This window comes from Paenarthrobacter sp. AR 02 (assembly GCF_021538675.1).
In the GTDB taxonomy this organism is placed as follows: Bacteria; Actinomycetota; Actinomycetes; order Actinomycetales; family Micrococcaceae; genus Arthrobacter.
Genome location: NZ_JAJUKH010000004.1, coordinates 221,614 through 233,697, shown reverse-complemented (window position 1 = coordinate 233,697; position 12,084 = coordinate 221,614). Strand labels below are relative to the sequence as shown.

General features: G+C 64.2%; 11 protein-coding genes. 4 read left to right on the top strand and 7 right to left on the bottom strand.

The window, feature by feature from the left end; translation table 11 throughout:
* Positions 1-285: 285 nt before the first annotated feature.
* Both LRQ04_RS11775 and LRQ04_RS11770 read right to left on the bottom strand, forming a co-directional pair.
* The gene (locus tag LRQ04_RS11775) at positions 286-768 is read right to left on the bottom strand and encodes a hypothetical protein (RefSeq protein WP_235520344.1); all 483 of its coding nucleotides are present in this window, start codon (positions 766-768) and stop codon (positions 286-288) included.
* A 23-nt stretch (positions 769-791) separates the two neighbouring features.
* A complete protein-coding gene (locus LRQ04_RS11770) occupies positions 792-1,742 on the bottom strand; it encodes an A/G-specific adenine glycosylase (RefSeq protein ID WP_235520343.1) in 951 nt (316 codons plus the stop codon).
* Between the two features lie 136 nt (positions 1,743-1,878).
* On the opposite strand from LRQ04_RS11770, the gene LRQ04_RS11765 reads away from it, so the two are divergent.
* Positions 1,879-2,586 (top strand): hypothetical protein, encoded by a 708-nt coding sequence (locus LRQ04_RS11765; protein WP_235520342.1) that lies wholly within the window; start codon positions 1,879-1,881, stop codon positions 2,584-2,586.
* Positions 2,587-2,627: 41 nt separating this feature from the next.
* Here the strand turns inward: LRQ04_RS11765 and disA are convergent, their stop codons facing one another.
* From disA to LRQ04_RS11740, 5 genes are all read right to left on the bottom strand, one after another.
* Entirely contained in the window at positions 2,628-3,704 is a 1,077-nt protein-coding gene (disA, locus tag LRQ04_RS11760) for a DNA integrity scanning diadenylate cyclase DisA (RefSeq protein WP_235520341.1), read from the bottom strand.
* A gap of 282 nt (positions 3,705-3,986) precedes the next feature.
* Complete coding sequence (locus LRQ04_RS11755; RefSeq protein ID WP_235520340.1) at positions 3,987-4,610, bottom strand: Pr6Pr family membrane protein; 624 nt, start codon at positions 4,608-4,610, stop codon at positions 3,987-3,989.
* Complete coding sequence (locus LRQ04_RS11750) at positions 4,607-5,851, bottom strand: glycosyl hydrolase (protein ID WP_235520339.1); 1,245 nt, start codon at positions 5,849-5,851, stop codon at positions 4,607-4,609. Before LRQ04_RS11750 ends, LRQ04_RS11755 begins: the two co-directional genes overlap by 4 nt.
* Before the next feature lie 83 nt (positions 5,852-5,934).
* Complete coding sequence (gene radA, locus LRQ04_RS11745) at positions 5,935-7,317, bottom strand: DNA repair protein RadA (protein WP_235520338.1); 1,383 nt, start codon at positions 7,315-7,317, stop codon at positions 5,935-5,937.
* A gap of 48 nt (positions 7,318-7,365) precedes the next feature.
* Complete coding sequence (locus LRQ04_RS11740) at positions 7,366-8,493, bottom strand: aromatic acid exporter family protein (RefSeq protein ID WP_235520337.1); 1,128 nt, start codon at positions 8,491-8,493, stop codon at positions 7,366-7,368.
* Positions 8,494-8,729: 236 nt separating this feature from the next.
* On the opposite strand from LRQ04_RS11740, the gene pstS reads away from it, so the two are divergent.
* The 3 genes from pstS (at position 8,730) to pstA (ending at position 12,026) form a co-directional block, all read left to right on the top strand.
* Positions 8,730-9,851 carry a phosphate ABC transporter substrate-binding protein PstS gene (gene pstS, locus LRQ04_RS11735; RefSeq protein WP_235520336.1) on the top strand — a complete coding sequence of 374 codons (1,122 nt, stop codon included), beginning with the start codon at positions 8,730-8,732 and terminating at the stop codon, positions 9,849-9,851.
* Between the two features lie 138 nt (positions 9,852-9,989).
* On the top strand, positions 9,990-10,922 hold the full coding sequence (gene pstC / locus LRQ04_RS11730; protein WP_235520335.1) for a phosphate ABC transporter permease subunit PstC: 933 nt from the start codon (positions 9,990-9,992) through the stop codon (positions 10,920-10,922).
* Positions 10,923-12,026 carry a phosphate ABC transporter permease PstA gene (pstA, locus tag LRQ04_RS11725; protein WP_235520334.1) on the top strand — a complete coding sequence of 368 codons (1,104 nt, stop codon included), beginning with the start codon at positions 10,923-10,925 and terminating at the stop codon, positions 12,024-12,026.
* Positions 12,027-12,084 lie beyond the last annotated feature (58 nt).

Here is a 12,084-nt window from a genome sequence, read left to right as displayed (position 1 = left end):
AGTTTTCACGATGCGAAATTGACCGGGGATAAGGGTCGGCAGCCCTCCGCGGCAACCTCCGCAGGCTTCGGGACCGGCTTATGCGCTGCGTCGAGGAAGACCCTGTAGGACACCACTCCCTCCCCGGCTGGAGGTGTGCGGTACCCGGCATCCTTCCGGTGGGCCGCGAAGGACACTGTGACGCAGGTGCCGGCAGGGGCAGGCCCGGCGGCGACTCGGGCGGAATGACACGGGAATACCGCTGGCTAAATCAAATCGCTAGAGGAACGGTGCCGTTCGATACTGCTACCCCTGCCGCAATCCCGCCGCATCAAGGACCACCGCCGCCGAAATAACCCGCCCGCACTGTTCGCCGAACGGGTAGTCGCCCCTGGGAGTGAATGTCAGGGTACGCACTGGCAAGGCGGCACCGGAAATCGATGTGCCGCTCACCGTCGCCTTCAGGGGCGCTTCGGATAACGCCGGCAACTCCATGAAGCCCTGCAGGGTCCCGTCAGGGGAGGACGTCGCTGAGCAGACACCCTCCGGCGAGCAGCCCTGGTCGACGGCAGCTGAGCCCGGCTGCAGAACCAGATCCTTCTCCGTGCAGCTACCGTCCTGGCAGGCCTTCAGCCGAAGAGAACCGACGTCGCCTGCATAGGATGCGGCCACGGTCAGGGACACCCCGGTTGCCCGCGCAATGGCCGGGCACGCCACAGGCTCCGGATAACACGCGGCCAGCAATCCCGCAGTACACGCAAGCGTCAAGGCCAACCCAATTCTGCCCATGCTTCAGGGTAGGACCCGATGCCCTACGCCGGTAGCCGCAAACCGCCGTCGTGCATCTCCGCGAGACCATCGGTCAGCAAGCCGTCCAAGGCGCGTTCCAACTGTTCGGGTGCCGAGTTGAGGCGGTGCAACGCCGCGAGTGGAATGCCGACGCCGGAGGGCGCGAAGCCGAGGTCGGCGGGCGCCTGTTCGAACATCTCCCGCGGGACAGGTGTGGCAGCTTCACGGAGCACCGCCATCACGGCTCCGCGGACCTGACGGTCGGTGCCGTGCCAGGATTGGCCCTTGGGCGTGTACGACGGCGGCGGCTCACCGGCGGCGAGCCACGCGCAGCTTGCGCGGACGGGACAGTCGGCGCACTTGGGGCTGCGGGCTGTGCAGACCATGGCGCCGAGCTCCATGACCGAAGCGTTCCAGCGCACGGACAGTTCCGGATCGAGGGGGAGCAGCGACTCGGCCAGGCGCATCTCCGCGGCGGTCAGCGTTGGTGCCGGAAGGGCGCTCCCGGCAAAGAGCCGTGCGTGGACGCGGCGGATGTTGGTATCCACCACGGTCTCTCGGCGGCCAAAGGCAAAGGCTGCGACGGCGGCGGCTGTGTAACTGCCGACGCCGGGAAGCCCCAGGAGCTCGTCGTAGTTGTCGGGCACCGAACCGCTGTGCTGATCCCGGATGGCGACGGCGGCCGCGTGCAGCCGCAATGCACGGCGCGGATAACCGAGGCGGCCCCAATGGCGCACGGCTTCTCCGGACGGCTCGTTGGCGAGGTGGGCCGGTGTGGGCCAGCGTTCCATCCAGTCGAACCACACCGGAAGGACGCGGACCACGGGGGTCTGTTGGAGCATGACTTCGCTGACCAGGATTCCCCACGCGCTGCAGTCGGGTTCGCGCCACGGGAGGTCCCTGGCGGTGTCCTCGAACCACTGGGCCAGGGCGTTGTGGAGCGAGGCCAGCTGGAGGGTGTCGGGAAGTGTCATACTGCCCACAACTCTAGTGGATTCCGGCCCGGGGCGACCCCGGCGCAGTCGCATGGCCGACGTCACACAGCCTCGGATTGGGCGCCAGCGGCGTGGAGGTTAGGAACCGTGGCCGCTGCGAGCCTAGCCTAGAACCATGTCCACCAAGGGTAAGCAGCAGTCCTCCGCGCGCTCATCAGCGCCGGCGAAAGGTGCTGCCCGCGGTTCGTCACCACAAAGTACCTCCGCAAACCGTCGCCGGCCGAGCCCTGCCGTTTACCGCCGTCGTCGGCAGGTTGTTTTTGGCGCCCTGCTCCTGGTGATCGTGCTGCTGGTGGCCGGCATTGTTGCGATCACCGGATCCCTTTCCGGAAAGTCCGAACCGCAAGCCGTCGTTTCGCCTGACGCCACGCAGGCGCCGACGCAGGGGACAGTGCCGTCGGGAACGCCGTCGCCCTCGGCATCCGCTACGCCCGTGTGCGACTTCAACCTCATGACCGTGGCCGCGAAAACCGATAAACCTGCCTATGGTGCCGAGGAAATGCCGCTCCTGACCATGACCATCACCAACGGCGGCGCCGCTCCGTGCGAGGTCAACGTCGGAACGTCGCAGATGGAGTACCTGGTGATGAGCGGAGCGGACCGCATCTTCTCCTCCAAGGACTGCCAGACAGGCGGCGTGGACCTCATCAAGACCATCCAGCCCGGCAAGAGTGAAATCGCCAACTTCCCGTGGCAGCGCAACCGGACGCTGGAAGGCTGCGCGGCGATCAACGCCAAACCCGGTGCCGGTGGCGCTTACTACACCTTCGAGGCGAGGCTCGGAAACAAGTCGAGCCCCAAGGCCACTTTCCAGCTGAACTAGGCGGTTCCACGCCAGGCAACGCCCGACGGCGGCAGTCGCCTTTAGAGGAAACGGTCCAGCAGGCTGGCTTCGGCCATGCGGCTCAAGCCCTCGCGGACCGTGCGGGCGCGCTGGTCGCCGATGCCGTCCACAGTCATCAGGTCGTCGATGGTTGCAGCCATAAGGTTCTGCAGGCCACCGAAATAGTCCACCAGGCGGTCGGCCACAGCCTTGGGCACGGACTTGAGCCCGGACAGCAGGCGGTATCCGCGGGGCTGGACCACCGCATCCAACTGCTCCACTCCGCCGGCGAAACCGATGATGTGGGCGATGCGGCTGAGGTCGATCAGCTCCGTGGGCCCAAGGTTGAGGAGGGCCTGGACGGCTTCTTCGATCTGCTCCGGGGTGGCGTCAGGATCCGAGTAGTCGCGGATAATTACTTCGCTGCCAGGGCCGCGGCCTACCGTGAGCTCCTCCACCTGGAGGGACAACAAGCGGCCGTCCTCGCCGAGTTCCAGGACGTACTGGGCGATTTCTTCGGAGATGCGGCGGACCATTTCCTGCCGCTGAAGCGTCACGGCAACGTCCCTGACGGTCACCAGGGCCTCGATTTCGAGGGCCGAAAGCGAGCTGGTGACCTGGTCCAGCCTGGCGCTGTAGCGTTCCAGCGTGGCCAGGGCCTGGTTGGCGCGGGCCAGGACCTTCTCGGAACCTTCCAGCACGTGGCGCAATCCGTTTACGTACAGGGCGATGATCTGCATGGACTGGCTGACGGAAATGACGGGGACACCGGTTTGGATGGCCACGCGTTCGGCGGTGCGATGCCTGGTGCCGGATTCCTGGGTTTCGATGCTGGAATCCGGAACAAGCTGCACGGCGGCCCGGACGATGTTGCTGGCATCCTTGTCGCAGATGATGGCGCCGTCCATCTTGGCGAGCTCGCGCAAACGTGTGGGGGAGAAGTCGATGCCGATATCGAATCCGCCGGAACAGATGGAGTCGATGGTCCTGTCCGATCCGAGCACAATCAAGGCGCCGGTACGTCCACGAAGGATGCGCTCAAGGCCATCACGTAACGGAGTTCCGGGTGCAACTCTGGCCAGGGTCGCCTTGAGCGACTCTTCCGGGCTCCGGGCCATGGGGTTTCCCTTCGAAGGTGCAAGCCTCGGCTTACAAACAAGCTGAATCCGGCATCAGGGGACACGCGAAGAAATGCCCCTTTGACGACTAGCACCATGATAGGGCTTCCGGGCACCATTAACCGCACCAGCAAGCCCCAAAGTGGGTCATTTCGTTATGTTCGGGCAGCCGCGGAAGAGGCCACTTCCGGCTCTGCGGTGGGGCCCACTTTGGGAAAGCAGCCCGTTGACGTGGGCGGATATAACAAGTTGGTGTAGTTAATTACGCGCGGGCCCATCCACTCAGTAATCCACTTGCCGCTTCATCTTGTTGCCCAGCCACATCATCGCCAGGCTCACCACGAGGAAACCCACGGAAATGGCCAGCCCGAAGATCACGACGCCACCCCAACCACCGGCCCGGGCAGGATCAATGAACCAGTACGGGTACCAATTGACCAAAGCTCCCCGGATCAGGCTGTAGGCCAGGTACCCACTGGGGTACAGCAGCCAATACCAGATGTGCTTCGGCCGGAGGGTGGTCCTCGGCGGCTGGAACAGCCAGTCCAACACCATCACCACGGGCATCAGGTAGTGCACCACGAAATTAACCCAGGGCAGCAGGGAACCGAGATCCTCCCCGGCCAGAAGAGCACCGAACACCAGGCCTACCACGGCCATGGCGATCGTGGCCGTGCCGCGCGTGACGTCGTCAGCCTCGCTGGGCCGCTTCCGGACCAGGACCCTGTAACCGCTGATCAGCAGCACAAGTGCTGCGAAGATGTTGGACAGGTTGGTGAAGTAGGAGAAGAAATTCCAGACGTCGTACCCCAAGCCCACATGAACCGTCAGCTGCGCACCAACAGCCACCAAGGTCAAAAGGCCAAAGAAGAAGCGTCCCCCAATAAGCACATTCCGTTTTGTCATGGACCAGTCCTTGCCGTGGGCTGGCAGGGCTGGTCCGGGCCGTACTGGAACCATTCCGGCAACGCAGCTGTGAAGGCTTCCCGCACGGCCGGCGTGTTGGTAACAGTCCAGTCAACGCGGCCCTTGACCTCGATTTCCTGCTTGTCCCATTCGAACCAGTTGATCATCTTCAGCAAGGGGAACTGCTGATGGGTTGCAGGGCTGAAGACCTGGTTCCACCAGGCCTCCTTGATGGCCAGTTCCTGTTCCCCTCCGGCCGACGGAGCGAAGAGCGCCGCCGTTTCAGGGATGGCTACCGGCTTGCCGTGCTGGACGCCGTAGACGTTGTAGAAATCGGGCAGCAGCGTGTCGTCACCGTTGGCGCCGGAATAGGTTCCCGTGAGCTGCTGCGTGAATTTGTTGGGCTCGGGGAGTTCGTTCTCACCCCACGGATATTTGTTGCCCCAGTGGTACAGCGACATGCCCACCCAGTCCACGGCCTCATCACCCGGGTAATAGGGCGAATACGCGTCATCGTTCATTGTCAGTGCGCCGTCGCCGTTGGTGTCCAAGGCAGCGAATTCCGGGGTCCCCGGCTTGGCCTCGAACTGGCCACCGGCGAAGGGGTAACCGCCGCCGTAGTTGGGTGCCCACATCATGGCTGAACCGGGCGCGTCCCTATGTACTGCCTTGGCCAGAGTCTGAAACGCGGCCACGTATTTTTGGGGCTGCTGCGACCACGCGTACCAGGAGCCGTTCATCTCGTGCGCGAACCGGACGATGACCGGGACGCCCTCCTTGTTGAACCGCGCCAAGTCCTTGGCCAAGGCCGTGGCTGTGTCATCGGTGACGGCGTTCAAGCCCTGGGCAGGCTCAAGTGTCAGGAGCATCATGCGGCCATCTGCATGGATCTGCTCAACGGCCTTCTGGAGGTCTTCTTCATCCTTGGGTGTCAACGGAAAGCCGGTAAACGAAACACTGACGGCGGGTTTGTGGCCCAGGTCTTTGGCGAATGTCGCCAAGGACTTGGAATGGTAATCCAGATTGACGCCAAACAACGTCCCGTTCGCCGGGGCCAGTTCGCTTCGCGGAGTGACTTCGCAGGCCGCGGCCGACGGCGTTGCAGCTGCCTCCCGCTGGGACAGTGAGTTGGCGAAGTTAACCCCGGCTATACCGAGTACCGCCAGGCCAATCACCGCCGGCAACGTGAACGCCCTCAACAGCTCGGCGCGGTTCTCCTTGCGGGACGCGCTGTCTTCCACTGGTTGCTCCCCCAAAAACAAACACCGAGCCTTCCTGAGCTGCGCTTTCGTCCTATCCTAGGGATCCGCGGTCCGCAGCTCAATCATGATGCCTGAGTAATCAGCAACTCCAACGCCTCTGCCAAGTGGCCCACCTCGCGCACAGAGAAGCCCTCGGGAATCACACCTGCCCCCGCCGGGCTTGCCGGAACGATCGCGTGGGTGAATCCGAGACGGTGTGCCTCCTGGATGCGCTGGTTGATTCCGGGAACAGGACGGACCTCGCCGGCCAGCCCGACTTCGCCGAAAGCGATGAGTCTCTGGGGGAGTGCCTTCCGCGACTTCGCCGAGGCAACAGCCAACGCCACCGCCAGGTCAGTGGCCGGTTCCGTCAGCTTCACCCCGCCCACGGTGGCAACGTAGGAGTCATCCTTGTGCAGCATGCACCCGGCCCGCTGTTGAAGGACCGCCAGCAGCATGGCCACCCGTGAGCTCTCCAGCCCACTCGTTGCGCGCCGGGGCTGGGAATTGGGGCTCTCCGCAAGGAGCGATTGCACCTCGGCGAGCAAGGGGCGCCGGCCCTCCATGGTCACCGTGATGCACGTGCCGGACACCGGTTCACGCGTGCGCGACACGAAAAGCCCGCTTGGGTCCGCCAGGCCTTCAATGCCGGACTCGTTGAGGTCGAAGCAGCCGACATCGTCCGTGGCACCATAGCGGTTTTTGACCGCCCGCAGCAGGCGAAGGCGGGAGTGGCGCTCGCCTTCGAACTGGCACACCACATCCACCAGGTGCTCCAGCAGGCGCGGCCCGGCGATGGTGCCTTCCTTGGTCACGTGGCCCACCAAAAGGGTTGTCATGTTTCGTCGTTTGGCAGCGGCGATGATCGAGGCAGCTACCTCACGTACCTGTGACACACCGCCCGCGCTGCCCTCCACGTCTGCACTGCTGAGCGTCTGGACGGAGTCGACAATGAGCAGCTTCGGCTCAAGCTTTTCCACTTGGCCAAGGGCCTGTCCCAGATCCGTCTCAGCTGAGAGGTAGAGGGTGTGCGCGACGGCGTCAATCCGTTCGGCGCGCAGCTTCACCTGAGCGGCAGACTCCTCACCGGTGACGTACAGGACGTCCTGGCCCGTGCGCGCGAACTTTGCCGCGACATCCAGCAGCAGCGTGGACTTTCCGACGCCGGGTTCCCCGGCCAGGAGGATGACGGCGCCTGGCACGAGCCCTCCACCGAGTACGCGGTCGAGTTCGTCCACCCCTGTGGGCAGGAACGCGGCGGTTGTTCCATCTACCTCAGCGATACGGCGGGCCGGTTCCAGGACGGTGGCGGCCGCCGTCGTACGTGCCACTGTGGCGCCGTATTCCTCAACGGTTCCCCATGCCTGGCATTCGCCGCAGCGGCCCACCCACTTGATGGCCGTCCAGCCGCATTCGGCGCACTTGTAGGCGGGGGTCTTTGATGCGCGGGAAGTCTTTGAAGCCATGGGTCCAAGCGTAGTGGCGGGGGCCGACACTATTGGGCCCAGGAGGAGCTACAGCGGTGGGAGGACCGTCCGTGCCTCTTCCGGTTCCATCCCGCTGGCCTCCAGCAGGTCCACCATGAGAGGGCGGAACAGCATGACCACGGTCTCGCCCTCAAGCCGTTGGACGTCGAGCATCTTCGGGTGGAGCCGGGCGGCGATGTCACTGAGGTCGTTCCGGGCGCGCCGCAGATGGACCCGCCGGGTACCCTCGCTTTGTTCGGCGAGCCCGATGGTCATCTCGTCTATTGCGGCCGCGGTTTCCTGCAGGACCTCGGAGATGCTGTCGATCGCTTCGTCGGAGAGTGCCGCGTGGTTGATGGCACTGGTCAGGCGTCGCGCGAACACGCGGCTGTTGCGCAAGGCCAGATCGATGTACTCCAACGAATGTTCAAGGCTTGCCAGTTCATCGCGATGCCTCCGGTGCGCAGGAGCAAGTGTGGCTACCTCACCCGAAGCACGCAGGGTCTGCCGCATTCGGTCCACCAACGGCTGGCAATTGCGGCCGCGGATCAGGGCGTGCCAGGCCATGGTGGAATCGCTCTCGATCATGGCCTTGGCGCACTCCCGCAACACTTCGGCGAGCTCGTGCAGGATCTGTTGGACGTCCTTGCGCGGCTCCCTGCGCGGATCCTTGGGCACCAGGATGGTCACCAGCAGCGCACACACGCCACCCACCACAGCATCAATGCTTCGCGTGAACGGCCCGCCGGCCGGAGCCGGAAGCAGCACCACCAACAACGACTGCAGCCCCAGTTGGGTGGTGAAGATGGTGCCGCTGTCCAGGAACCTGGCCAACAGGATGGAGAAAAGAAGAACGACGGCGGCCTGCCAGATCCCAGCGCCCAGCCAGTGGAGCAGCAAGTCGCCAACAACGATCCCGAGGGTGCAGCCAAGGCCCACCTCGATCACCCGGCGCAGGCGGGGGTCCCGGGAGAAGCCCAAGGCAATCAGGGACGACGTGGCAGCAAACAGGGGACCCTGGTGGCCCAGCACGTATTCGGCAAAGGCGTAGGCACCAACGGCGCACACTGTCATTTGGATGGCCGGTGTCAACGAATTCCGGCTGCGAACCAAGCCGGTCCGGACCCTGGCGCGCAGAAACCTCTTGCTTGCAGAAAATCCCTTCGCGGCAGCCATGTGCTCCAGTCTATTTGTCCTGGCATCCGCAACGACGGCAACCCGGGCGACGCTCAAGGTGGCGCGCGCCACATCACGCAATGGTCCGCCGTCGTTCATCTCCTGTTCACCTTCCACCACAGGTCCCGTTACCTGCGCTCCTTACCTTCAGTAAAGGAACAAAAAGGTCCACAGCTCGCGCACGCCGAAATCTCCGTTCGGCCCGCATCGAAGATCCCTGGAAGGGGCACATCCAAGTGAAGGCAACTCACTTCGGCCGCAACGCGGCAATCGCGGTCATCGCAGCCGGCGCTCTCGCGCTCACTGCTTGCGGTTCAGACAACGCAACGGGAACTCCGGCCGGCACCCAGTCGGCAGCCTCCGGAACCAAGGTCACCGGCACCCTGACCGGCATTGGCGCCTCCTCCACCGGCGCAGCAATGGATGCCTGGAAGGCCGGCTTCGCCACCGCAAACCAGGGCGCCACCGTGCAGTACTCCCCGGATGGCTCCGGCGCAGGCCGCAAGGCGATCATCGACGGCTCGGCACAGTTCGCCGGCTCGGACGCCTACCTGAAGGACGACGAGCTTGCTGCCTCCAAGGCCAAGTGCGGCCCCGAGGGTGCCATCAACCTCCCCGTCTACATCTCCCCGATCGCCGTCGCCTTCAACATTCCCAACGTAAAGGAACTGAAGCTCGACGCCGCTACGGTCGCCAAACTCTTCCGCGGCGAAATCGCCAACTGGAACGACCCCGCAATCGCCGCCCTCAACGCAGGCGTTACGCTCCCGGACCTCAAGGTCACCCCGGTCAACCGCTCTGACGACTCCGGCACCACCAGCAACTTCACCGACTACCTGGCAGCTGCAGCTCCCGAGGTCTGGACCGACAAGGCTGCCGGCGTCTGGCCCGCATCCCTGAAGGGCGAAAACGCCAAGGGCACCTCCGGCGTCGTCAAGACCGTCACCGACACCCCCGGTGCCGTGACCTACGCTGACGACTCCGCTGTTTCCGGCAAGCTCGGTACCGCTTCCATCAAGGTTGGCGAAGAGTTCGTCAAGATCTCCGCGGACGCTGCCGCCAAGGCTGTCGAAGCCGGCAAGCCCGTTGACGGCCGCGCCGCCAACGACGTCGCCATCAAGCTGGACCGCAAGACCACCGCAGCGGGCGCCTACCCCGTAGTCCTCGTTTCGTACCACGTTGTCTGCACCACCTACGAGACCAAGGCTGTTGCCGACCTGGTCAAGGCCTTCGAAACCTACGTCGTTTCCGACGAAGGACAGAAGACCGCAGCTGACGCCGCAAAGTCCGCACCGCTCTCCAAGACGCTGCAGGACAAGGCCAAGGCCGCTATCGAAACCATCAAGGCCAAGGCCTAAGGTTTCCCGGCGGGTTTGCTGAACCCGGCTGAACACTGAAGTTCCCTGTCCCGCACTCCGGTGGCCACCGCGGCACCGGACCGGGGCAGGGAACTTAGCCATGTAAGACCAGTTCACTCCAGACTGAAGGATCGTGAAGTGACCACCAACTCCCTGACAACCTCCCAAGGCGCAGGACGCGCCGGGGACAAGGTTTTCTCCGGGGCCGCCATGGCCGCAGGGTGCCTGATTCTCGCGGTTCTCTTCGGAGTCGCGTTGTTCCTTGTGGTGCAGGCGATCCCTGCGTTGACCGCACCTCCCGAGAGCATCCAGGGCGGCCACGGCTTCTTCGCCTACATCGCCCCGATCGTGGTGGGAACGCTCATCGCCGCCGTGATCGCCCTCGTCATCGCCACTCCGGTAGCGATCGGCGTGGCCCTGTTCATCTCGCACTACGCCCCACGCCGGCTCGCTTCCGGCCTCGGCTACGTGGTGGACCTCCTCGCAGCCATCCCCTCCGTTGTCTACGGTGCATGGGGTGCGGCCTTCCTGGCCAAGGAAATCTCTCCGGCGTATGACTGGCTGGCCAACAACCTCGGCTGGATCCCGATCTTCGCGGGTCCGGCATCCGCAACCGGCAAGACCATCCTGACCGCAGGCATCGTACTGTCCGTCATGGTCCTTCCCATCATCACCTCCCTGTCCCGCGAAATCTTCCTGCAGACCCCCAAGCTGCACGAAGAAGCAGCGCTTGCACTGGGAGCAACCCGCTGGGAAATGATCAAGATGGCCGTGCTGCCCTTCGGTCGCCCGGGCATCGTCAGCGCGATCATGCTGGGCCTCGGCCGCGCACTGGGAGAGACCATGGCCGTTGCCCTGGTGCTGTCCTCCGGCGTCCTGACCGCCAGCCTTATCCAGTCCGGCAACCAGACCATCGCCGCCGAGATCGCCCTGAACTTCCCCGAAGCCAGCGGCCTGAAGGTCAATACGCTGATCGCTGCCGGCCTGGTGCTGTTCGTCATCACGCTGGGCGTGAACATGATCGCCCGCTGGATCATCACCCGGCACAAAGAATTCTCGGGAGCCAATTAAATGACCGCCACAGCAGTCCGTAAACGCTCCGCGCTCACCAAGGGCCAACTGCCCAAGTCCGCGCCCTACATTGTGCTGGCCGTCGCACTCGTCGTGGGTGCGGCCATCCTGGCGCTGATCGGTTTCAACGCCTTCGGCTGGGGCCTGGTCTCCGCGATCCTGTTCGCAGTGGGCCTCGTTTCCTGGAGCGGAGCCGTTGAAGGTGCCCGTAAAGCCAAGGACCGGCTCGCCACCTGCCTGGTTGTCGGTGCTTTCCTGATCGCGCTCCTGCCACTGATTTCGGTGATCTGGACCGTGCTGGTCAACGGCATTCCAGGCCTCATCACCCCCAACTTCCTGGGCACCTCCATGAACGGTGTCACCGGCGCCTTCGACAACAAAGCAGCGGAAGACGGTGCGCCCGTCCTCGGCGGTATCTACCACGCCCTGCTTGGCACCATCCAGATCACGCTTCTTGCCACGGTCATTTCCGTGCCTGTGGGCCTGCTGACCTCCATCTACCTGGTGGAATACGGCAACGACCGTCCGCTGGCCCGCGCCATCACGTTCTTCGTGGATGTCATGACAGGCATCCCGTCGATCGTGGCCGGCCTCTTCGCGGCAGCGTTCTTCTTCGCCATCGTCGGCCCCGGCACCAAGACCGGTGCGGTAGCCGCCGTCGCGCTTTCCGTGCTGATGATCCCGGTGGTGGTCCGTTCCAGCGAGGAAATGCTGAAGATCGTCCCGAACGAACTTCGCGAGGCTTCCTATGCGCTGGGCGTCCGTAAATGGCGCACCATCACCAAGGTGGTCATTCCGACGGCGATCTCCGGCATTGCGTCGGGCGTCACCTTGGCGATCGCCCGCGTGATCGGCGAGACCGCGCCGATCCTGGTGACCGCAGGCTTTGCCACCACCATCAACAACAACGTGTTTGGCGGCTGGATGGCCTCGCTGCCCACGTTCATTTACACGCAGATCCTCAACCCGACGTCGCCGTCCAACCCTGGTCCCTCGGACCAGCGTGCATGGGGCGCCGCGCTGGTGCTGATCATCCTGGTGATGCTCCTGAACCTCGGAGCCCGCCTCATCGCCCGTATCTTCGCTCCGAAAACAGGACGCTAGCCGGGCCTGGCCCTTCAGGCCACGTTTACACTTCCAGAACCCCCCAAGGAACAAAGGA